Here is a 20,940-nt window from a genome sequence, read left to right as displayed (position 1 = left end):
GAGCTTGTGCGCCGCAACAGACGCACGCGGGGACGTTCCATTCCATTCTACCCCTCGAAGATAAGTTCAAGCGTGCAAAAGCCAAAAGTCTTATTGGGGCGGGTTTCACTGCGATGTTACCCTCGAATGAAGCCCAGGCTCGTTCGAGCCTAGTCGGCCAGGCGGGGCTCGCATGGCAACAATAATTCGGGGGGAGCAATCCAGATGTCCACTATGACTGCAACTTCGGCGCGGCCCGCCGGCATGACGAAGGATGAGCGTTTCGTCATCCTGGCGTCGTCGCTCGGCACCGTGTTCGAGTGGTACGATTTCTATCTCTACGGTTCACTGGCCGGCATCATCGGCGCGCAGTTCTTCTCCGACTACCCCCCGGCGACCCGCGACATCTTCGCGTTGCTGGCCTTCGCCGCAGGCTTCCTGGTGCGTCCGTTCGGCGCCATCGTGTTCGGCCGGGTCGGCGACATCGTCGGCCGCAAATACACCTTCTTGGTCACCATCCTGATCATGGGCCTGTCGACCTTCATCGTCGGCCTGTTGCCCAGCGCCAAGACCATCGGCCTCGCGGCGCCGATCATCCTGATTTCGCTGCGCCTCCTGCAGGGCCTCGCGCTCGGCGGTGAGTATGGCGGTGCGGCGACCTACGTCGCCGAGCACGCGCCTAACGGCAGGCGCGGCTATTACACCTCGTTCATCCAGACCACGGCAACGCTCGGCCTGTTCCTGTCGCTGCTGGTGATCCTGTTCACCCGGTCGATCACCGGCGAGAAGGATTTCGCGGACTGGGGCTGGCGGATTCCGTTCCTGGTGTCGGTGCTGCTGCTCGGCATCTCGGTCTGGATCCGGCTGCGGCTGAATGAATCGCCGGTGTTCCAGCGCATGAAGGACGAGGGCAAGAGTTCGAAGGCGCCGCTGACGGAGGCCTTCGCCAACTGGGGCAACGCCAAGATCGTGCTCCTGGCGCTGCTCGGCGGCACCATGGGTCAGGGCGTGGTGTGGTACACCGGCCAGTTCTACGCGCTGTTCTTCCTGCAATCGATCCTCAAGGTCGACGGCTACACCGCGAACCTTCTGATCGCCTGGTCGTTGCTGTTTGGCACCGGCTTCTTCGTCGTGTTCGGCGCGCTGTCCGACCGGATCGGACGCAAGCCGATCATCCTGGCAGGCTGCGCGATCGCGGCGCTGACCTTCATTCCGATCTTCAAGATGATCTCTTCCAACGCCAACCCGGCGCTGGAGAAGGCGATCGAATCGGCCAAGGTCGAGGTGGTTGCCGATCCCGCAGGCTGCGGCGACCTGTTCAACCCGGTCGGCACCCGCGTGTTCACCGCGCCCTGCGACACGGCCCGCGCCTTCCTCGCCCAATCGTCGGTCAAGTACTCGACGACGTATGGCGCGGCCGGCTCCGGCGTGAAGGTCGTCGTCAACGGCAAGGACGTCCCCTATGCCAACGCCAAAGACGGCAATGCGGCGATCACCGCCGCTGTGGCCGCCGCCGGCTATCCGAAAGCAGGCGACGCCGGCATCGTGAAGATGTCGCATCCGTTCGACATCTTCCGCCCGCAGGTCGCGGCTGTGATCGGCTTGCTGTTCATCCTGGTGATCTTCGTCACCATGGTGTACGGCCCGATTGCCGCGATGCTGGTCGAGTTGTTCCCGACCAAGATCCGCTACACCTCGATGTCGCTGCCCTATCACATTGGTAACGGCTGGTTCGGCGGGTTGTTGCCGGCGACGGCGTTCGCGATCGTGGCCTCAACCGGCGATATCTATGCCGGCCTCTGGTATCCGATTATCTTCGCGGCCATTACCGCGGTGGTCGGCGCGATCTTCCTGCCGGAGACCAAAAACGTAGACATCAGCAAGACCTGATCGGCTGACACCTTTCGACGAACCGGCCGCGGAGCGCTCCGCGGCCGGTTTCATTTTTGCGCGCGATTTGCGATCAGCTTCTGGTCGCGCCGATGAATTGCAGCACGATCTCGCGCCGGTGCGGATGGGCGCGATGCTCGATCAGATAGATGCCCTGCCAGGTGCCGAGCGCCATCTCGCCGTCGAGCACCGGGACCTGCAGCGAGGTCGTCGTCAGCATGGTCTTGATATGCGCCGGCATGTCATCGGGGCCTTCGGCGTCGTGACGCCAGCCGCCGTCTTCCGGCGCCGCGCGATCGAGCGCCGTCATCAGGTCGACCAGCACCGTCGGATCGGCATTCTCCTGGATCGTCAGCGAGGCCGAGGTGTGACGGACGAACAGCGTCACCGCCCCCTCGCCGGCGCGCACCTCGCGCAGGAATTTTGCAACCTCGCGCGTGATGTCGGTGAAGCCGGCGCCGGACGTTTCGACCGTCAAGCGCGACGAGGCAATGCTGGTCGCCGCGACCGATGATGGCGCCGAGCGCGACATGGTTCTCGCTGAGTTCATCTGTACTTTCTCGACACGTCGTCCCGGCGAAGGCCGGGACGACATTTTGCAAGCAACCTCAAATCTTGCCGCCGTTGACGTCGCGCTGCACGCGGTTGGCCATCTCGATCAGCCGCCGCCAGGCCCGCTCGACGAACGACATCATGCGATCCATGTCGCGGTCGCTCGGCAGCGGGATCTCGATCTTGCGCTCGCCCTCGGCGACCTTCGGCTCAGCCTTCTTCAACGAATCCGATTTCGGCAACGCCTCGTCGGTCTTGGCCGATGGTGCGCGCGCGGCGAGTTCGCCTTTCAGCTTGTCATTGTCGGCCTGCAGGCGCCCGATCTCGGCATCCAGCGCCGCGCGCTCGTCGGGCACCATGTAACAGGCCCAGCCCGCGCTGGAATTGGTGCAGGTCGACACCGCGCCGGTGCGGGTGTCGAGCCGCAGGAAGCCATCGCCGGCCGGCGACAACGCGTAGCGGCCGTTCTCGGTATCGGGCGCGGCTTGCGCGAGCGCGGCACCGCTTGAGATCAGGATGGCAACGATTGCGATGGACAATTTCGAGGACGACATCGCGATGGGCATGGCTTGCTCCGCCTCAACCTGATTCCTGCCCCTAGACCACAGAGCTATAGGGCTTGCGGCCTGACTTCAACGCGTCCTCGAGCAATTCGATCCGGTCCTGCCCCCAGAACACCTCGCCATCGAGCACATAGCCGGGCGAGCCGAATACGCCGGCGTCCAATGCAGTCTGGCGATTCTGCTCATAGGCCGCGCTGATCGCATCGGAGCCCGAGCGCTCCACCAGCTGCCGGCCGGGCAAGCCTGCATCGTCGGCGAGCTTCACGAGCGTTGCAGCATCGGCAAGATTGAGCTCAAGCTCCCACACCGCGGGATAGGCGCGTTGCAAGAACGGTTCGGGGTCGAGGCCAGCCTCGAGCAGCGCGATCACGACGCCATCGGCAAGCCGCCCATTGAACGGCCAATTGGCCGGCTGCAGGTGAAAATTCAGCCCGCGCTTGTCGCGCCAGCGCTGCAACTCGATCATCCGGTAGCGCTGCCGCACCGGATGGCGCTGGGCGAGCGGCAGCCCGCCGGTCTCCGAGAACAAATCGACCAGCAGCACGGGCCGGTAATTTACCTTGAGATCGTAAGTACTTACGAGCCGCACGAAGGGCTTGTGACCGATATAGGCCCAGGGCGATTGCAGCGAGAAGTAGTAATCGATCTGGCGTGACATGCGGAACCTTGACTGCATGAGAGGATAAGGACTTTCGGCGATCCCAGCAGAGCCGGAAATGCCAGGCAACATCGCTTCAAAGCATACAAGCTGTTGCACTGCGAACACTGCGTCACTCTGACCTTGAATATCTTCAAATAAATCCAGCAGAATCAAAGCAATAACTGGTTACGACGCAATCTTGACTTGATTAGACGCGGTAAGTATGGTCCGCGCGGCTTTTGACGGGGACGGGCGCAATTTCCATCATCCGCGGCTTCGGTTAGTGTTCGCAGCATGGCTGAGAACACCAACGACGGCGCAGGTGGAAGTCGCGATCAATCGCCTCCTGACGAAGCTGCGCTTTCCGCAAGGCTCGGAAGTCTCGATCATCGGTTGTCAGAAATTCGCGACAGCCGCAGGAGCAAGACTGATCAATCCGGTACTGAAAGCGGGGACAGTGCCGCCAGAGCTTCGGCGATGGCGCTCGGTTTTCGTCTTTCCTCGGAGCTGATCGCGGGCGTTGCCGTCGGAGCGGCGATTGGCTGGGGATTCGACCGTTTGCTGTCGACGTCGCCATTCGGCTTCATCGTGTTAACGCTGCTCGGCTTCGTCGCCGGCGTGTTCAACGTGGTGAGGTCCGCGGGCGTGGCCTCGGGCAAGCGCTGAGCGCTGGCGGGAAGTCACGACATTTGAAATTCGATTACCGGCACGATGGCCGGTGGACCAAGAGCCGCGCGGATGAAAATCGACCCGATCCACCAGTTCAATATCGAGCCCCTCTTCACGCTCGGCCACATCGGCAATCACACGATCGCCTTCACCAATTCGTCGCTCTACATGTTCATCGCGGTGCTGCTGATTGCACTGCTGATGCTGGCGAGCAGCCGGGACCTGGTTCCGGGACGTCTGCAGTCGGTCGCCGAGATCTCCTACGAGTTCGTCGCCAGCACGGTTCGCGGCAACGCCGGTGCGGAAGGCATGAAGTTCTTCCCGCTGATCTTCTCGCTCTTCATGTTCATCTGCGTCTCGAACCTCGTGGGCATCATCCCCTACACCTTCACGATCTCGAGCCACCTGATCGTCACCGCAGCCCTCGCGCTCCTGGTGTTCTTCACCGTCCTGTTCTACGGCCTCTACAAGAACGGTCTGAAATTCTTCAAGATCTTCGTCCCCTCCGGCGTTCCGCTGTACATCCTGCCGCTGGTCATGTTCATCGAGGTCCTGTCGTTCTTCCTGCGGCCGGTCTCGCACAGCGTGCGTCTGTTCGCCAACATGCTGGCCGGCCACATCGCGCTCAAGGTGTTCGCGGGCTTCGTCGCGATGCTCGGCTTCTCGCTGGGCGCGCTCGGCTGGTTCGGCGGCGTGCTGCCGCTGGCGCTCACGGTCGCGCTGTACGCGCTCGAACTGCTGGTCGCGTTCCTGCAGGCCTACGTGTTCGCGATCCTGACCTGCATCTACCTCAACGACGCCATTCATCCGGGACACTAAGCGGTCCGGGGAATCTCCACCCACCAATCTGTCTATCTTTCTCAAGGAGCTACAAATGGAACCGGCAGCAGCAAAACTTATCGGCGCGGGCATCGCGTGCATCGGCATGGGCGGTGCGGGCGTCGGCGTGGGCATCATCTTCGGCAACTACCTCGCCGCTGCGGTGCGTAACCCCTCGGCCGCTCAGGGCCAGTTCGGCAACCTGATCTTCGGCTTCGCCGTGACCGAAGCGCTCGGCATCTTTTCGCTGCTGATCGCGCTGCTTCTGCTGTTCGTTCCGCTCTGAGCGGCACCCCGGTTCCGCTCTCGCGGTAACCCGTCGCGCCGCCCAAAGGTCGTACCAAGGGCGGCGCGCATGACAGCAACAGGAGAACACCGTGGCTGAGAGTCATGGCGAGGCAGAAGGCCAGAATGCCGGCGCCCACACCGAGGCCGATGGCGGACATCACGGCGGAACCTTTCCGCCGTTTGATTCCTCCAATTACGCCTCGCAGCTGGTGTCGCTGGCGATTGCATTTGTCGCGCTCTATCTGATCGTGTCGCGTATCGCCCTGCCGCGCGTTGGCGGGACGATCGATGCACGCCAGAACAAGATCGAGGGCGATCTGGCCGAAGCGCAGAAGCTGAAGGACGAGTCCGACGCGGCGCTGAAGGCCTATGAAACCGAGCTGGCGAATGCGCGCTCCAACGCGCAGGCGATCGGCAACGAGACCCGCGAGAAGCTGAACGCGGCCTCGGAAGTCGAGCGCAAGGCGCTGGAAGAGAAGCTGGCGGCCAAGCTCGCCGACGCCGAGAAGCAGATCGCAACGACCCGGACCAACGCCATGAGCAACGTCCGCGGCATCGCGGCGGATGCGGCCGGCGCCATCGTCCAGCAACTCGCCGGCGTCACGCCGGACGCGAATGCGGTCAACAGCGCCGTCGACGCGTCGCTGAAGGGATAGACGATGTTTTACGAACCGGAAACCTGGGTTGCGATCGCCTTCGTCATTCTGCTGGTCGTGTTCGGCTACCTCGGCGTCCATCGCACCCTGCTGACGGCGCTCGATCATCGTGCCGAGCGCATCAAGGCCGAGCTCGACGACGCCCGCCGTCTGAAGGACGAGGCCAACAAGCTGCTCGGCGAATACAAGGCGCGCCGCGCCAGCGCGGAGCGCGAGGCCGCCGACATCATCTCCAACGCCAGGGCCGAAGCCGAACGGATCGCGGCAGAAGCCAAGGCCAAGATGGAAGATTTTGTCGCCCGGCGGACCAAGACCGCAGAGGGCAAGATCGCCCAGGCCGAGGCGCAGGCCGTGGCCGATGTGCGCGCCGCCGCGGCCAACGCCGCCGTGACCGCCGCCTCGACCATCCTGTCGCAGTCGGTCAAGGGCTCGGTTGCCGACGACCTCGTCGGCAAGGGCATCGCCGAAGTTCGTTCCAAGCTGAACTGACGCGATCACAACGCCTTCAAGAAAAAGGCCGGCGCGAGCTGATCGCGCCGGCCTTTTTTGTTCCTGCTGCTTCTTATTCCACCGGCCCCGTCACGGCCGCCGCCGCTACTTCTTCTTGTGCGGTGCGCGGGGCTTGGGCTCCGGCTTCAGCGCCTGCGGATCGAAGCCGATATAGAAGATGTAATCGTCATTGTCCGCGGACGATGGCGCCGGATAGACGACATCCTCGGCGACCAGGCTGAACGGCACGCTGCCGCTGTCGTCCATCTGCACCGTGGTGGTGTAGGCCTTGGTCGCGATCGTCCTCTCGCCGACGCCGCCCTTCACCACGGCGACGCGCAGCGGCACCTGGATGGTCGACGGCGCGCCCGAGGGGCCGACGATGACCCGCCCCTGGATACCGATCTTGGCCGTGATCTGGCCGCTGTTCAGATTGCATTGCCGCGCCGTGCGCGTGATCGAGGCCAGGAACTTGACGTCGTTGCCGACCGCCTCCTTGCCGTCCACGGCCACTGAATAGGTCGAGGCCCCGGAGCGGATCTGCACCGGCGGACAGGTCAACTGGGCGTCGGCATCGTTGAGCGGCTGCGGCGCCGCGGGCGTCGCCGGCTTCGAATCGGACGAACCGCCGCCGAACAGGCTCTTGAAGCGGTCGCTCAGCGACTGCGCCGAGCTGGCCTCCGGCAGCAGGGTGGCACCGAGACCGATCGATACCGCCGCCGCGAGCGCGAACCTGATCACCCTGTCACCCATGCGATATCCCCAAAGCCTCCAAACCAGAGTTCCCCGTTTCGCGGGCGTTATAGCAAGCCAATGGCGGCGAACCCAAGGCATGTTGAAACGGCATGTTGCAAAGGCATGTTGAAAGCATCTTGAAACGGCTCGGATACCGCCCGCCATCAGCCAATAGGCTTAGGATTCAGCCGCGGAAATCCTCATGCAGCAGGCCGAACAGCAGGTGGTCCTGCCAGATCCCGTTGATGCAGAGATAGCGCCGCGCCAGGCCCTCGCGGGTGAAGCCGCACTTCTCCAGCACGCGGATCGACGATGCATTGGAGGGAATACAGGCCGCCTCGATGCGATGCAGGTTGAGCTCGCCGAACAGCGAGGGCAGCAGCACCCGCAGCGCCGTCGTCATGTAGCCGCGATGGGCGTGCGGCAGGCCGACCCAATAGCCGATCGTGCCGGCCTGCACGATGCCGCGGCGGACATTGGCGAGCGTGATCCCGCCGATCATCACCCCGTCCGATTCGCGGAAGATGATGAACGGATAGGAGCGGTCGGCGGCGATATCCTCGCTGTAGCGGCGCAACCGGCGGCGGAAGCCGGCGCGGGTCAGGTCGTCGGAGGGCCAGATCGGCTCCCATGGCGTGAGATAGGCGCGGCTGGACTCGCGCAACTGCGCCCATTGCGGGAAATCCGACATCTGCGGCGCACGCAGCAAAAGCCCGTGCCCCCGCGGCATCAGTGCAGCCGGTCCACCGGACGGCAAACGAAACAGGGCCATGGCCCAACACTCCCCCGCCAAGCTGCTCCCCCTCGCCCTGCTCTTGCGGGGAGAGGGTCGGGGTGAGGGGCCGTTTCCGCAAACTCGGCCTGCGGATAGCCCCCCTCACCCGAAGCCTTCGGCTATAGCCGAGGCTCCGCCTCGGCGTATCTCCGTCCACGGCCGCCGGCAGGCGGCCTCTGCTCTCCCCCGCAAGCGGGGCGAGGTAAGCAGAATTCCTAGTGCAGCAGCGTCTTTGCCTTCGACTTCGTCAATCCTTCCGCAAAAGACACCGCCGTGTCCAGACCCCTGCCGCTGCCGAGTGCAACGACGGCGGGCCGGCTGCGCGACAGCAGCGCGCGGGCGGCGTTGCGGCTCGATTCGACCGAGACCGCATCGATCCGCGCCACCAGCTCTTCCACCGTCTGCGGCCGGCCATAGGCTAGCACATGGCGTGCCAGCTGCTCGGCCCGGGATGAACAGCTTTCCAGCGCCATCAACAGGCCGGCCTTCATCTGCGCCTTGGCGCGGGCGACCTCGGCCTCGGTCAGGGTCTCCACCGCGTCATTGATGACGTCGACGATGACTTCCATCATTTCCGGCGCGTCGGCCGGATCGGTCCCGGTGTAGAGGCCGAAGAAGCCGGTGTCGGTGTAGGGGGCGTGGAAGGTGTAGATCGAGTAGCACAGCCCGCGCTTCTCGCGCACCTCCTGGAACAGCCGCGACGACATCCCGCCGCCGAGCGTGTTGGTGAAGACCTGCAGCGAGAACAGCGACAGGTCGGTCTGCGGCACGCCTTCGAGCGCCAGCGTCAGATGCGCCTGCTCGAGATCGCGATGCACCACCCGCGAGCCGCCCTTGCCGAACATCGCAGGCTGCGGCGCCGGCGCCGGCGTGGCGTCGAAGCTGGCGAATTTCTCGGCGACGTCCTCGACGACGCGCTTGTGATCGACGGCGCCGGCGGCGGCGACCACCATGTCCGGAGCACGGTAATGCGTCGACAGATAGCCGCGCAGCGTGTCGCGGTTGAAGGCCTTCAGCGTCTTGGCGGTGCCGAGCAGCGAGCGGCCCATCGGCTGGTCCGGATAGCAGAGCTCGTTGAGATGCTCGAACACGACGTCGTCGGGCGTATCCTGCGCTGCGCCGATCTCCTGGACGATGACGCTCTTCTCGCGCTCCAGCTCGTCCGGCACGAACGACGGATTGGCGAGGATGTCGGAGAGCACGTCGAGCGCCAGCGGCACGTCGGCCTTCATCACCCGCGCGTAATAGGCCGTGGTCTCGGTCGAGGTCCCGGCATTGAGGTCGCCGCCGACGGCCTCGATCTCCTCGACGATCTCGCGCGAGGAGCGCCGCGCGGTGCCCTTGAACGCCATGTGTTCCAGGAGGTGCGAGATGCCGTGCTCGTTCGGCTTCTCGTCGCGTCCGCCGACGCCGGCCCACACCCCGAGTGCCGCGGTCTCCAGATGCGGCATGGTGTCGGTGACGACAGTCAGGCCACTCGGCAGCTTGGTGATTTCAACGCTCATCAGGCAACTCCCTGCTTGGCGGCACGGCTGACCGACAGCACGAAGCGCTCGACCTCGGCGGAATCATTCTTCATCACAGTCATATGTTCGGACTTGGTCATCAGGCCTCCGAGCCAGGCCGGCAGCTGCGGACGCACTCCGCAGGCCGCCTCGACCGCATCGGGGAATTTGGCCGCATGCGCGGTCGACAGCACGATGTTCGGGATCTTCGAATCCGAGGTGTCGCGGTCGGCGACCGCAAGCGCCACCGCGGTGTGCGGATCGACGAGATCGGCGGCCTCGCGCCAGGCGGCGCGGATCGCAGCCGCCGTCTCGGTCTCGTCGGCGCGGCCGGCGTCGAAATCGCGGCGCACCGCGGCCAGTGTCGCATCCGGCAGCACGAAGCGGCCGGACTGCTTCAGCGAGGCCATCAGGCGGCGAACCTGATCGGCGTCGCGGCCGCTCGCCTCGAACAACAGCCGCTCGAAATTCGAGGACACCTGGATGTCCATCGACGGCGACGCCGTCGCGTGCACCTCGCGCACCTCGTAATTGCCGGTCTTCAGCGTACGCGGCAGGATGTCGTTGACGTTGGCGGCAATCCGCAACCAGCGGATCGGCAGCCCCATGCGCTTGGCGACATAGCCGGCGAAGATGTCGCCGAAATTGCCGGTCGGCACCGTGAAATCCACCGTCCGCTGCGGCGCGCCGAGCGCGACCGCCGAGGTGAAATAGTAGACCACCTGCGCCACGATGCGCGCCCAGTTGATCGAGTTGACGCCCGACAGCGCCACCTGGTCGCGGAAGCGATGGTTGTTGAACATCTCCTTCACCAGCGCCTGGCAATCGTCGAACGTGCCTTCGATCGCCAGCGCATGGACATTGGCGGCGCCAGTCGTCGTCATCATGCGGCGCTGCACCTCGGAGATGCGCCCGTTCGGGAACAGCACGACGAGGTCGACATTGTCGAGATTGGCAAACGCCTCGACCGCGGCACCGCCGGTATCGCCTGACGTCGCGACCACGATGGTGGTGCGCTGCGCGCGCTTGGCCAGCACATGATCCATCAGCCGCGAGATCAGCTGCATCGCGACGTCCTTGAACGCCAGCGTCGGCCCGTGAAACAGCTCAAGCAGGAACTGGTTCGGCCCGATCTGGTCGAGCGGCACCACGGCGGGATGGCGGAAGGTGGCATAGGCCTCGTTCGCCATGCGGCCGAGCTCGGCGTCGGAAATCTCGCCGGCGACAAACGGCCGGACGATCTCGACCGCGACCTCCCAATAGGGACGGCCGAAGAAGGCGGCGATGGTCTCGGGCGACAATTGCGGCCACGTCTCGGGCACGTAAAGCCCGCCGTCACGGGCAAGCCCGGTCAGCATCACATCGCAGAAGCCAAGCGCCGGGGCCTCACCCCGGGTCGAAATATACCGCGTCAAACCGCCCTCCAAAGGCTTCGATTAGAGCCTTAAGCCTTTGATATCATGGAATTATCGAGTTCGCCGCATGCGACCCGATGTGGTTCACCATAGAAGATCGGACCGGCAATGGGTAGCCCGAAGCACGCGCCCCCGGGGGCGCGCTGGGTGGCGAATTACGTCGTGACGGAATGGATTGCGCACGGCCCTCTCCGTTCGTCGTCCTGGCGAAAGCCAGGACCCATAACCACCGCATTCGATGATGAGCGGGATCGCAGCCCCAGCGTCGCGCAACAATTGAGATGCGGGGTAATGGGTCCTGGCTTTCGCCAGGACGACGGTGAGTCCAAGGTGCAAGGTTCTGAGCACGCTGCGCGTCTCAAATTCGGCCGTCGTCCCGGCGCAGGCCGGGACCCATACGCCGCAGCAGGCGTCGTTAACGGGACTCGCCGTTCCAGCGATGCGTAATAATCGGCATTCGTGGTTATGGGTCCCGGCCTTCGCCGGGACGACGATAAGGACGGCGGAGAGAGATGACGATACGCGCGCTAACCGCTCGGCGGCGCCAGCGGCTGCACGATCTGCTGGAACGGCGGCAGCGCTTCGCAGCGCGCGGCGTGGGCCTGCAGCGCCGGATAGCGCGCATCGAACAGATGCGGATGCGCCTCGCCGGTGAAGCGCAGCGCGCAGGCCACCGCGATGTCGGCGTGACCGATGCGATCACCGAGCCAGTATGGCGGCTGCACCGCCGCGCGCTCCTGCTCCAGCACCGCGAGCACGCCCGCAATCTGCGCCTCGCAGCGCTCGACCCAGAGCTTCAACTGCTCCTTGCGCAGGACGCGCTCGTAGATCAGGCTCACCGCCTTGTCGGCAAGCCCCGTCGCCAGCGCCATGATGCGCAGATGCCTGCGCCGCTCCGGCCCTGAGCGCGCGATCATCGCCCGCTCCGGCCCGACCAGCTCGTCGAGATAATCCAGGATCGCACTGCTCTCGATCAGCGCCTCGCCGTCATCGAGCACCAGCGTCGGCACCCGCCGCACCGGATTGTAGGCCGCAACCTTTTCCGCATCGCCGAACGTCGACCACGGCTTGTGCTCGAACGGCAATCCATAGAGCCGCAGCGCGATCGCGGTGCGGCGGACAAAGGGCGAGTCGTACTGGCCGATCAGGAACATGCTTGCATACTCTCGTCATTGCCGGGCTTGACCCGGCAATCCATCGCTCCAAGAACTTCCTCGAAGCAAGATGGATGCCCGGGTCAAGCCCGGGCATGACGACGGAACAAGCGGGTTGCGCTTTGCACCATCCTAGATGGGCTGTGCCGGGTTGCAACACGCCGAGTCATTCCGACGAAGCATTGCCCGCCGCTAATTCTGCTGAGGCAGCCGTTGCTCCTCAGTCACACATCCTGTGACGTCCCTGCCTAGTGCGCAATCGCGCACGGGAGCAGGGACCCATAACCACCGCTGTTCGTTGTTGCGATCGCTGTGGCCCCAGCACCGCAAAGCAATTGGCGTTCGTGGTTATGAGTCCCGGGTCGCGCTTACGCTTGCCCGGGACGACAGCACGCGACTACCCAATCAGCGGCACATGCCTCGCCGCATCACACGGCAATCTGCCGTCGAGTCTCGGATCGTCGGCCACCTCGATCTGCCGCTTGAACGCACGGAAGCCGGAGCGCTGGTAGAACGCGACCGCGGAGGGATGATCGAAGGTGCAGGTGTGCACCCAGAAGCGGGCAACGCCGCGCGACCAGGCGATCTCGAGCGCGCGGTTCATCAGGAAGCGCGCGGCGCCGGTGCCGATGAATTTTGCGGTGACGCCGAAATAGAGCAGCTGGCATTCGCCCAATACGCTGAAATCGAGTTCGAGCAGGCCTTCATCCTGGCCATCGACGAGCAGACCGTAGAGCTCGACGCCGGGCGCGTGAATCCGACCCGCGAGATCGGCGTCATCGATCGCCGTGCGGGTGAACCACAGCCACTCCTCGCCGACGCGGCGGTAGAGATCGCGGTACCAGTCGAGCGCAGGCGGTCCGACCTTGCGCAGGCGCCACGCGCCGGGCGGATCGTCACGCAGCGGCGGACGCTCGGTCATTTCCAGATGCGTGACGACGGCGGCGACCTTGCCGTGGGGGATGTCGGAGTAGCCGTCGGGCAGCAGCATCGCGCGACCTTTGTTTCGATACGATCGGCGCGACATATCCGCATGTCGCGGCAGATGCAATGCAACGCTGCGTAACAAAGTTACCGATTTGTCAGTCGGTGTTTTGGCGAATCAAGCGCACGATGTAGCTGGAGGCATCATCCGCATATTCGCCGGGACGACGCTGGAGTTTGTGGCGCAGCCAGTGAGACGTACTGGCCCCTCACCTTGGCGTCAGCGTGATCGCCTCGGCGGTTGCGGCTTCCACGGCCGGGCGGCTGTAGAGCAGCGGGACATATTGGCCCGTCGCCCAGAGCGGCGCGAGGTCGCGGTAGTGGCCGCTGAAGGGATCGCCGGATTGACCGGGCGTATTGATGGTGCGGCTCGCATCCCAATTGCCGACATCGAGCACCATGCGGAACGAGGCGCCCGCGGTGAGATGATAGTCGGAGCGGCGATAGGTGGCGGCACGCGGCACGTTGGCGGCGCCGCCATAGGCGAGCGGGCCGACCGACATCTGCGCCGCGGTCGCCTTGTCGGCGAGCGGCATCAACGCGTGATCGAACTTAGCGACATGCAGACGGCCCCAGCGCCAGGTCGTTGCATCGCCCCCGAGCTTGTCGGCGACGTCGGCAACGGCCGCGCCGAGACTGTCGCGGAGCACGCGGTCGCGTCCGCCAGCGGGATCGCAGCCGAGCGCCGCGTCCGGCTTTTCGAGATAATCGACGATCGCGGAGATGCTGGAGGCTTCCGGCGCGATCATCTCGGCCGCCTTCGGCGCCGTGGTCTTGAGCAGCACCGGGCCGAGATGGTTCGCGATCCAGACCTCGTAGACCGCGGCCGCAGCGCTGTCAGCCGCGTCGCGCGCATCCCACGCCTTCAACAGGTCGAGGCCCTTCTTCACATTGGCATCGTCGGATGACAGCGGCTTCAGCAACGCGACGAGGCGCCGCGCCAGCATGCCGGTGTCGTCGTTCTGCAACGCCATCGCATCCGCCAACGTCACCTTGCTGTTGGCCTGCAGCACCTCGACGATGCGCTGCCAGCGCGCGCTGTCGGACCATTCGAAGCCGACCCGGCGCTCATTGACCGGATAGTCCGCCGGCAGGTTCATCTGGTTGGCGGTGGCGATGAAGCCCTGCTTCGGCTGATACAGCTTCGGCAGCTCGTCGAGCGACAGAAAGCCCTGCCACTCGTAGCGGCCATCGCCGGGCACCGGCATCAGGCCATCGAAGCTGGTCCGGCGCGGCGTCTTGCCGGCGGCGACCCAGCCGATATTGCCTGACGTGTCGGCATAGACCTGGTTCTCCGACGGCGCGCCCCAGCGCCGCATCGCGCCGAGGAAACCGCCCCACGTCTTCGCGGTCATGTAGTCGGAGGAGCCGAAATAGGCCGAGGTGCCGGGCTCGAACCAGATCGAGCGCACGGCAAACGCATGCTTCTTGTCGGCGTCGACAAAGATTACCGGGCCATGGCGGGTGAACTTCAGCTCGAGGTCGCGGTCGGCTTCGCCCTTCACCGCCTCCTTCTCGTGCACGATGCGCATGTCCTCCCAGCCCGTGCCGTAGCGATACTGGTTCGGATTGTCCGGGTTGAGCTCGTAGACGTAGAGGTCTTCCTGGTCGACGTTGAAGATGGTGAGGCCGAAGGCGATGGTGTCGTTGTGGCCGATCGAGATGCCGGGCAGCGCCGGCTCGCCGGCGCCGATCACGGAGATGGCGGGCGCGTTGAGGCCGACGATGTAGCGCAGCGACGGCACCGAATGTTCGCGATGCGGATCGTTGGCGAGGATCGGCCGTCCCGTCGCGGTGCGCGATGCGGCGATCACCCAGTTGTTGGAGCCGATGGTGTCGCGCTGCTGATCGGCTTCGGCGAGGTATGTGTCGGGATCATGCGCCAGCGCGGCCTTCTGGTCCTTGGGTGCGGCGAACTTGACCGGGCGCGTGGCGAGGTCATAGGCCGCGAGCACGCCCTTCGGCACGCTGCACGGATCGAGTCCATCGGGGACCTTGGTGGTCCAGGTCGGCTCCAGCTTGACGCGGAAACGATCGGCATCGAGACCGGCGGCGCAGGCGACCAGCGCGCGCTTCACCTCGGAGGCGACGTTGCGGGTCAGGCCGTGGCTGCGGACCCGCACGACATCCTCTGCCGACCACAGATCCGGCATGGTGCCCGCGATCCTGAACTCGATCGGCAGTGGCCGCTTGCCGGCCCTGACGTCGGCGACATAGGCGTTGACGCCGGCAACGAAGGCCTCCGCATAGGTCTTCGCCTTCGGGCCATAGGCGGCCCATTCCGCATTCATGTCGCCGCGGTAGAGGAAGAGACGCAGAGCCTTGTCCTGCTCGGCATAGGCGGGACCGAAATCCTTCGCCAACAGACCGAGCCCGCGCTTGCGCCAGAGATCGATCTGCCAGAGCCGGTCGCGCGCGGCGTTGAAGCCCTGCAGGAAGAACAGGTCGTGCTCGTTGCCGGCATAGATGTGCGGGATGCCCCAGACGTCGACCAGGATCTGGCCCGGCGCCGTCAGCCCGGCGACGTCGGTCCTGACCTCGCGCGCCGCCACGAGCGGGCTCACCTTCTCGCGTGCGGCGGCGGGTGCGGCAAGCATTGCGGTGCAGAGCGCGGCGGTGAGTAGTCTCGCGACGCGGTTGATATCCGTGTTCATGTTGTTTCTCCCGATGGTTGTTATTGGTTATGAGACGTCTTCAGCCGCAGCGGCACTGCGCCCCCTCTCCCGCTTGCGGGGGAGGGTTGGGGTGGGGGTATCGCCGCGATGGGACTAGTCATGATGCGGAGAAAGCCCCCACCCGTATCGCATCTTCGATGCGATAAGGCCTCCCCCGCAAGCGGGAGAGGCAAGGGCAGAGTGCCCGCTCGCATGGACCACTACTCCCCCTCGTCGCTCGCCAGCACGCCCTTCACCGCGCGGCCCCAGCCGGCGAGCTTGCGGTCGCGGGTCGCCTCGCTCATCGCCGGCCTGAAGCGGTGTTCGAGCCGCCAATTGTCGGCGAATTTCGCGGGCTCCGGATAGACCCCGGCCTCGAGGCCGGCGAGATAGGCCGCGCCAAGCGCCGTGGTCTCCTGGATCATCGGGCGATCGACCGGCGCGTTGAGCAGATCGGCGAGCCGCTGCATGGTCCAGTCCGACGCGGTCATGCCGCCGTCGACACGCAGCACGGTGTTGGCGGCGTTGGCCTCCGGCCAGTCGGTGCGCATCGCGGCCCACAGGTCGAAGGTCTGGTAGCAGACGCTCTCCAACGTCGCATGCGCGATCTCGGCCGGGCCGGTGTTGCGGGTTAGCCCGATCAGCGCGCCGCGCACCCGCGGATTCCAGTAGGGCGCGCCCATGCCGACGAAGGCCGGCACCAGGTAGACGCTCTGCATGCTGTCGGATTTATCGGCCAAGGGCCCGGTCTCGGCGGCGTGCTTGATGATGCCGAGCCCGTCGCGCAGCCATTGCACCGCGCTGCCGGCGACGAAGATCGAGCCTTCGAGTGCGTAGGTGCGCTGGCCATTGAGCTGGTAGGCGATCGTCGTCAGCAGCTTGTTCTTCGAGGCCACCGGCGTGGTGCCGGTGTTGAGCAGCGCGAAGCAGCCGGTGCCATAGGTCGACTTCATCATGCCGGGCTCGAAGCAGGCCTGGCCGATGGTCGCGGCCTGCTGGTCGCCGGCGATGCCGGAGATCGCGATCGGGCCGCCGAACAGATCCGCCGTGCTCTCGCCGAACCGGGCGGAGGAATCCTTCACCTCGGGAAGCATCGAGCGCGGCACGCGCAAGAGATTGATGAGGTCGTCGTCCCACGCCCCGGTGTGGATGTTGAACAGCAGCGTGCGCGAGGCATTGGTGGCGTCGGTGGCGTGCACGCGGCCGCCGGTGAGCCGCCACAACAGATAGCAATCGACGGTGCCGAACAGCAGCTCGCCGCGCTCGGCGCGTTCGCGCGCGCCCGGCACGTGATCGAGGATCCAGGCGACCTTCGTCCCGGAGAAATAGGGGTCAATGATCAAGCCGGTCTTGGCCGAGATCGCCGGCTCATGGCCCTCGGCCTTGAGTTTGGCGCAGATGTCGGCGGTGCGGCGGTCCTGCCAGACGATGGCGCGATGCACGGCCTGACCAGTGGCGCGGTCCCACACCACGGTGGTCTCGCGCTGGTTGGTGATGCCGATCGCGGCGATGTCCTTCGCCTTCAGGGAGGCCTTCTCCAGCGCCTCGCGGCACACCATCACGGTCGAGGTCCAGATGTCCTCCGGCTCATGCTCGACCCAGCCGGAGGCCGGGAAATGTTGCGGAAATTCCTGCTGCGCGACCGCGGCGATGGAGATGTCGCTGCGAAACACCATGGCGCGCGACGATGTGGTGCCCTGATCGATGGCCAGCACGAAAGACATGAGCGTTTCCCTTAAGGCTTCGTAACAGGCGCCAAGGGAGCGGATTACCGCGGCGAGGTCAAGATTGCTGGTGCATGTGGCGGGATGGTCGAAGCAAGCGATTGCGGTGGTGCCAAACCCGTCATCCTGAGGTGCGAGCTCTTGCGAGCCTCGAAGGATGCACGGCCCCACAGCCGGGCCGTCGACCCTTCGAGGGCCGCTGAAGAAGCGGCCACCTCAGGGTGACGGGGATAGATTGAGCGTGGGGATAGCAGACAGCGCCGATCACATCGGCCGGTAGGTCCGCACGTCGCCGGGGACGTTGACGCCGATCTTGATCGCGCCGACCGAGCGGATGATGTCGTCGCCGAGCAGCTGGGCGAAGCAGGCATAACCCCAGTCGTTCATGTGCAGGCCGTCGGCGGTCACGAAATCGTCGATCGGGATCGCCTGCCTCTCGTGCCAGTCGCGCATCACCTCGAAGCGCGGGAAGATGCCGACATGGCGCAGCGCGGCGATGCGGCCGAGCAGCTTCACCATGCCGCGCGCGCTTTCGGGGCGCTCGGTGACGCGCGGCGAATATTGCGGATCGACCAGCACGACATCGGCGCCGTCGGCCTGGATGCGCGCGACGCCGTCCTCGACCTGCTTGGCGGTCTCCGACGGATCGAGGTTGCGCAGCACCGCGTTGGTGCCGACCTGCCAGATCACCATGTCGGGATGCACGTCGAGCACTTCGGTCTGCAGCCGCCTCATCATCTCGGGTGCATCCTCGCCGCCCTTGCCGCGATTGAGCACGCTGATGTCGGCCGACGGATACTGCCGGCGCAGCTGCGCGGCGAGCCGGCTCGGATAGGTGAATTCGGGCGCCGACGAACCGTAGCCCTGGGTCGAGGACGAGCCGAACGCGATGATGACGACCGGCTTGCCGGCGGCGAGCTTGGCTGCGACATGCGGCAACGAGCCGGTGCTGTTCGGCACGCCGGTCGGCTGATGGCAGGGCACGCGGTGGAAGATGTCGCTGGCGGATTTCGCGACCTGCTTCACCTTGTCGAACGCCTTCGCGGCGACGCCCGGCTGCGGCTGCGGATTGGCCGCATCGGTTTCGACCCCGGCGGGCTTCGCAGCATCCGTCCTGGTTGCTTCAGTCTTTGCTCCCGATGACAGCGCCGCATGCTGGTCGGCCTGGCCGGTCTGCGCGCGCAACGGTACGGTCGAGAGCGGCGCGAGCAACACGAGCGCCGCAACGGCGCGCAGGCTCCGCCCTGCGGCGAAACGAAAAGGGAAGGCAAAACGCATCAACTCGGCTTCCTCTAATTCTGCTGCACCGGGCCCAGATGGGCCGCATCGATCACGAATTTCGCCAGTGCGCGGCCGAGACAGGCATGAACCTTCTTGGCCAGATCGACACCGTGCGAGGTGCTGAACAGGTCAAAATATCCGGCGTCGCTCCACTGCTTCATAATCGCGAACCGGTCGAACAGCGGAACGTCGTGCTGCTGCGCAACCACCTTCATATTGTCGAGATATGGCGGCGCAGAGATCATCGTTTCCGTACGCGGGCTGTATTGCAGATTGACCAGCACCACGTCGGTCCCGGCGCCCCGCAACACAACAACGCCATCGTTGATGGCGGTGCGGAAATCGTCAGGATCGACTGCTCGCATAGCATCGACCGTTCCGGTCTGCCAGATAACCAAAGTAGGCTTTTTTGCTTCAACAAGCTTAACAAGGGTTCCCGCGGTCTCCTCGGCGGTGCTCTTTCCCTGTAATTCTACGGATAGATCGATGGTGGCGGCCGGAAACGCCTCCTTCAGCGCCGCCTGCAGCGTGGCCGGATAGGCGCTCGCCTCGTTGCCGGGGATGGTCGAGGAGCGGCTGCCCACCACCAGCACGCTGAGCGGCTTGTTGGCCTTCACCGCGTCGGTGACCTTCGGCAGCGAGCTCTCGCTCGCCAGCAGATAGGCCGGCACGTCGCAGGGCGGCGCCGGTGCCGGCTCGACGGTATCGCCGGCGCGCGCGGGCGCGGCCGCCAAACAGGCGACCAGCAGCGTCAGGCTCAGCATCGTCCACCCGGACTTCATGCTCCCCCTCCCGCCAGATCGGCGTTGCCGGCGGCACCTTTTTTCGAGGCGCCTTTGTCGGCGGAGTGCTTGTACCACGAAATAATCCACGCCATGCCGCACATGATGAGGATGCCGCAAACGCTGATCAAGGCGTGCAGTGCGGCACCGCCAGATACTTCGGCAAGCACAAAGTGACCGGCAAAGGCGAGGAAGACCCCGAGACAGAATATCTCAAGCGAATGCTGGCCACACAGGATCAATGGTCGCAGCCAGCGCGATTTCAAGCCCGGCCAATCCCGGGGCAGGAAGCGCACGGTGAGTGCGGCGAGCGCCAGGAAATGCGCGAATCGCAACACGTCCAGGTCGGTCTTGTTGATCGGATACATCCATTGCTCGATCACCTTCGGCATGATGTGGCCGAGCTGCGGCACGTACCAGGTCAGCGTCACGAAGAACGCCGCGACCAGATAGACGATGCAGATCCACATCGTGATGTTCGACGACAGGATGCGCGACATCCGCCGCGCGCCGCCGAGCGCGCACCAGGCGCCGAACACAAACAGCAATTGCCAGGCGAACGGGTTGAACGCCCAGAAGCCGTTCGGATAGGCCGAGAGATAGAGATCGAACTGCCAGGTCAGCGCGTAGAGCAGGACCGACAGGCCGAGCGTGACATCGGGCTTCCACTTCATCAGCCACAGGATCAGCGGCAGGAACAGCATCAGCACGATGTAGAGCGGCAGCACGTCCATGTTGACCGGGCGGAAGCGCAGCAGCAGCGCCTGCACGATGGTGACGTCGGGCTGCTTCAGGAAGTCCATGATCCCCATTTCTTCGCTGTAAAGCGGGTTCTCGAACGAGGTCGCGACATAGGAGATCTCGGCGAGGAAGATCGTGAACAGGAAGACGTGCGCGACATAGATCTGCCAGACCCGGCGCAGGATGCGCGCGGTCGCGATCACGAAGCCGCCCTCCAACATCGCGCGGCCGTAGACGAAGGCGGCGGTGTAGCCGGAGATGAAGATGAATATCTCGGTGGCGTCGGAGAAGCCGTAGTTGCGGATCGTCAGCCAGGTCAGAAGATTGGTCGGCAGGTGATCGATGAAGATCAGCCACAGCGCGAGCCCGCGGAACAAATCGAGCCGGAGCTCGCGCTCGCCGGTCGCCGGCAGCGAGATCGCGGGCGCCGCCGCCACGGCTTTCGCCTTGACCTCTGCATCGGCCTTGGCGTCAGCCACCGGCGAACCGGCTATGGGATCGGCAATCGAGCTCATCAAACACCGTGTCGGCTGCGGGCGCCCGCAGGTCGTGCTGAAAAGATAATATCGGTCCACAACTTGCCGACAAAGCACAGAGTGCGGCGACATGCGGCCGCGCTTTAGAGCGGAACTATGTTGAAACCAC

At 65.0% G+C, this 20,940-nt stretch carries 20 protein-coding genes; 6 read left to right on the top strand and 14 right to left on the bottom strand.

What is annotated here, in order from left to right:
- The first annotated feature begins 243 nt into the window (after positions 1 to 243).
- Positions 244 to 1,869 carry an MFS transporter gene (locus tag AAFG07_RS04190; protein ID WP_342729050.1) on the top strand — a complete coding sequence of 542 codons (1,626 nt, stop codon included), beginning with the start codon at positions 244 to 246 and terminating at the stop codon, positions 1,867 to 1,869.
- A 73-nt stretch (positions 1,870 to 1,942) separates the two neighbouring features.
- On the opposite strand, the gene AAFG07_RS04185 is transcribed toward AAFG07_RS04190, so the two are convergent.
- The 3 genes from AAFG07_RS04185 to AAFG07_RS04175 are packed head-to-tail and all read right to left on the bottom strand — an operon-like array spanning position 1,943 to position 3,642.
- The gene (locus tag AAFG07_RS04185; protein ID WP_342726142.1) at positions 1,943 to 2,419 is read right to left on the bottom strand and encodes a secondary thiamine-phosphate synthase enzyme YjbQ; all 477 of its coding nucleotides are present in this window, start codon (positions 2,417 to 2,419) and stop codon (positions 1,943 to 1,945) included.
- 58 nt (positions 2,420 to 2,477) lie between these two features.
- Positions 2,478 to 2,987, bottom strand: coding sequence for a hypothetical protein (locus AAFG07_RS04180; RefSeq protein ID WP_342726141.1), 510 nt, complete (start codon positions 2,985 to 2,987; stop codon positions 2,478 to 2,480).
- 31 nt (positions 2,988 to 3,018) lie between these two features.
- The gene (locus tag AAFG07_RS04175) at positions 3,019 to 3,642 is read right to left on the bottom strand and encodes a 2-hydroxychromene-2-carboxylate isomerase (protein ID WP_342726140.1); all 624 of its coding nucleotides are present in this window, start codon (positions 3,640 to 3,642) and stop codon (positions 3,019 to 3,021) included.
- A 276-nt stretch (positions 3,643 to 3,918) separates the two neighbouring features.
- Between AAFG07_RS04175 and AAFG07_RS04170 the strand changes: the two genes are divergently transcribed.
- The 5 genes from AAFG07_RS04170 to AAFG07_RS04150 all read left to right on the top strand — a co-directional run bounded on the left by AAFG07_RS04170 (position 3,919) and on the right by AAFG07_RS04150 (position 6,545).
- A complete protein-coding gene (locus AAFG07_RS04170; protein ID WP_092123093.1) occupies positions 3,919 to 4,290 on the top strand; it encodes an AtpZ/AtpI family protein in 372 nt (123 codons plus the stop codon).
- A gap of 72 nt (positions 4,291 to 4,362) precedes the next feature.
- On the top strand, positions 4,363 to 5,112 hold the full coding sequence (locus AAFG07_RS04165; protein WP_342726139.1) for a F0F1 ATP synthase subunit A: 750 nt from the start codon (positions 4,363 to 4,365) through the stop codon (positions 5,110 to 5,112).
- Between the two features lie 55 nt (positions 5,113 to 5,167).
- Entirely contained in the window at positions 5,168 to 5,398 is a 231-nt protein-coding gene (locus tag AAFG07_RS04160) for a F0F1 ATP synthase subunit C (RefSeq protein ID WP_016847054.1), read from the top strand.
- A gap of 91 nt (positions 5,399 to 5,489) precedes the next feature.
- Positions 5,490 to 6,056: a F0F1 ATP synthase subunit B gene (locus AAFG07_RS04155; protein ID WP_342726138.1), complete on the top strand. Its 567-nt coding sequence runs from the start codon at positions 5,490 to 5,492 to the stop codon at positions 6,054 to 6,056.
- 3 nt (positions 6,057 to 6,059) lie between these two features.
- Positions 6,060 to 6,545, top strand: a complete 486-nt coding sequence (locus AAFG07_RS04150; RefSeq protein WP_342726137.1) for an ATP F0F1 synthase subunit B — start codon at positions 6,060 to 6,062, stop codon at positions 6,543 to 6,545.
- Between the two features lie 105 nt (positions 6,546 to 6,650).
- Here the strand turns inward: AAFG07_RS04150 and AAFG07_RS04145 are convergent, their stop codons facing one another.
- The 11 genes from AAFG07_RS04145 to AAFG07_RS04095 form a co-directional block, all read right to left on the bottom strand.
- Entirely contained in the window at positions 6,651 to 7,298 is a 648-nt protein-coding gene (locus tag AAFG07_RS04145) for a hypothetical protein (protein WP_342726136.1), read from the bottom strand.
- Positions 7,299 to 7,464: 166 nt separating this feature from the next.
- A complete protein-coding gene (locus AAFG07_RS04140; RefSeq protein ID WP_092123083.1) occupies positions 7,465 to 8,052 on the bottom strand; it encodes a GNAT family protein in 588 nt (195 codons plus the stop codon).
- A gap of 218 nt (positions 8,053 to 8,270) precedes the next feature.
- On the bottom strand, positions 8,271 to 9,560 hold the full coding sequence (locus AAFG07_RS04135) for a pitrilysin family protein (protein ID WP_092123081.1): 1,290 nt from the start codon (positions 9,558 to 9,560) through the stop codon (positions 8,271 to 8,273).
- Complete coding sequence (thrC, locus tag AAFG07_RS04130; protein ID WP_342726135.1) at positions 9,560 to 10,975, bottom strand: threonine synthase; 1,416 nt, start codon at positions 10,973 to 10,975, stop codon at positions 9,560 to 9,562. Before thrC ends, AAFG07_RS04135 begins: the two co-directional genes overlap by 1 nt.
- A gap of 527 nt (positions 10,976 to 11,502) precedes the next feature.
- Positions 11,503 to 12,129, bottom strand: coding sequence for a glutathione S-transferase family protein (locus AAFG07_RS04125; RefSeq protein WP_342726134.1), 627 nt, complete (start codon positions 12,127 to 12,129; stop codon positions 11,503 to 11,505).
- A 397-nt stretch (positions 12,130 to 12,526) separates the two neighbouring features.
- On the bottom strand, positions 12,527 to 13,120 hold the full coding sequence (locus AAFG07_RS04120) for a GNAT family N-acetyltransferase (protein ID WP_342726133.1): 594 nt from the start codon (positions 13,118 to 13,120) through the stop codon (positions 12,527 to 12,529).
- Positions 13,121 to 13,322: 202 nt separating this feature from the next.
- On the bottom strand, positions 13,323 to 15,767 hold the full coding sequence (locus AAFG07_RS04115) for a penicillin acylase family protein (protein ID WP_342726132.1): 2,445 nt from the start codon (positions 15,765 to 15,767) through the stop codon (positions 13,323 to 13,325).
- A gap of 221 nt (positions 15,768 to 15,988) precedes the next feature.
- Positions 15,989 to 17,491 (bottom strand): glycerol kinase GlpK, encoded by a 1,503-nt coding sequence (gene glpK, locus AAFG07_RS04110; RefSeq protein WP_342726131.1) that lies wholly within the window; start codon positions 17,489 to 17,491, stop codon positions 15,989 to 15,991.
- A 264-nt stretch (positions 17,492 to 17,755) separates the two neighbouring features.
- Positions 17,756 to 18,769 (bottom strand): SGNH/GDSL hydrolase family protein, encoded by a 1,014-nt coding sequence (locus AAFG07_RS04105; protein WP_342726130.1) that lies wholly within the window; start codon positions 18,767 to 18,769, stop codon positions 17,756 to 17,758.
- 14 nt (positions 18,770 to 18,783) lie between these two features.
- A complete protein-coding gene (locus AAFG07_RS04100) occupies positions 18,784 to 19,554 on the bottom strand; it encodes an SGNH/GDSL hydrolase family protein (protein ID WP_342726129.1) in 771 nt (256 codons plus the stop codon).
- The gene (locus AAFG07_RS04095) at positions 19,551 to 20,810 is read right to left on the bottom strand and encodes an OpgC domain-containing protein (protein WP_342726128.1); all 1,260 of its coding nucleotides are present in this window, start codon (positions 20,808 to 20,810) and stop codon (positions 19,551 to 19,553) included. Before AAFG07_RS04095 ends, AAFG07_RS04100 begins: the two co-directional genes overlap by 4 nt.
- Positions 20,811 to 20,940 lie beyond the last annotated feature (130 nt).

Source organism: Bradyrhizobium sp. B097 (genome assembly GCF_038957035.1).
Classification (GTDB): Bacteria; Pseudomonadota; Alphaproteobacteria; order Rhizobiales; family Xanthobacteraceae; genus Bradyrhizobium.
This window is presented reverse-complemented; position numbering and strand designations above follow the sequence as displayed.

What these genes read in the sequence shown, in the direction of transcription:
- AAFG07_RS04125 (WP_342726134.1), bottom strand. Translation starts at nt 12,129, where the DNA reads ATGTTCCTGATCGGCCAGTACGACTCGCCCTTTGTCCGCCGCACCGCG.
- AAFG07_RS04120 (WP_342726133.1), bottom strand. Translation starts at nt 13,120, where the DNA reads ATGCTGCTGCCCGACGGCTACTCCGACATCCCCCACGGCAAGGTCGCC.
- AAFG07_RS04165 (WP_342726139.1), top strand. Translation starts at nt 4,363, where the DNA reads ATGAAAATCGACCCGATCCACCAGTTCAATATCGAGCCCCTCTTCACG.
- AAFG07_RS04170 (WP_092123093.1), top strand. Translation starts at nt 3,919, where the DNA reads ATGGCTGAGAACACCAACGACGGCGCAGGTGGAAGTCGCGATCAATCG.
- AAFG07_RS04180 (WP_342726141.1), bottom strand. Translation starts at nt 2,987, where the DNA reads ATGCCCATCGCGATGTCGTCCTCGAAATTGTCCATCGCAATCGTTGCC.
- AAFG07_RS04140 (WP_092123083.1), bottom strand. Translation starts at nt 8,052, where the DNA reads ATGGCCCTGTTTCGTTTGCCGTCCGGTGGACCGGCTGCACTGATGCCG.
- AAFG07_RS04145 (WP_342726136.1), bottom strand. Translation starts at nt 7,298, where the DNA reads ATGGGTGACAGGGTGATCAGGTTCGCGCTCGCGGCGGCGGTATCGATC.
- AAFG07_RS04190 (WP_342729050.1), top strand. Translation starts at nt 244, where the DNA reads ATGACGAAGGATGAGCGTTTCGTCATCCTGGCGTCGTCGCTCGGCACC.
- AAFG07_RS04185 (WP_342726142.1), bottom strand. Translation starts at nt 2,419, where the DNA reads ATGAACTCAGCGAGAACCATGTCGCGCTCGGCGCCATCATCGGTCGCG.
- AAFG07_RS04135 (WP_092123081.1), bottom strand. Translation starts at nt 9,560, where the DNA reads ATGAGCGTTGAAATCACCAAGCTGCCGAGTGGCCTGACTGTCGTCACC.
- AAFG07_RS04150 (WP_342726137.1), top strand. Translation starts at nt 6,060, where the DNA reads ATGTTTTACGAACCGGAAACCTGGGTTGCGATCGCCTTCGTCATTCTG.
- AAFG07_RS04105 (WP_342726130.1), bottom strand. Translation starts at nt 18,769, where the DNA reads ATGCGTTTTGCCTTCCCTTTTCGTTTCGCCGCAGGGCGGAGCCTGCGC.
- AAFG07_RS04115 (WP_342726132.1), bottom strand. Translation starts at nt 15,767, where the DNA reads ATGAACACGGATATCAACCGCGTCGCGAGACTACTCACCGCCGCGCTC.
- glpK (WP_342726131.1), bottom strand. Translation starts at nt 17,491, where the DNA reads ATGTCTTTCGTGCTGGCCATCGATCAGGGCACCACATCGTCGCGCGCC.
- AAFG07_RS04175 (WP_342726140.1), bottom strand. Translation starts at nt 3,642, where the DNA reads ATGTCACGCCAGATCGATTACTACTTCTCGCTGCAATCGCCCTGGGCC.
- AAFG07_RS04095 (WP_342726128.1), bottom strand. Translation starts at nt 20,810, where the DNA reads ATGAGCTCGATTGCCGATCCCATAGCCGGTTCGCCGGTGGCTGACGCC.
- AAFG07_RS04160 (WP_016847054.1), top strand. Translation starts at nt 5,168, where the DNA reads ATGGAACCGGCAGCAGCAAAACTTATCGGCGCGGGCATCGCGTGCATC.
- AAFG07_RS04100 (WP_342726129.1), bottom strand. Translation starts at nt 19,554, where the DNA reads ATGAAGTCCGGGTGGACGATGCTGAGCCTGACGCTGCTGGTCGCCTGT.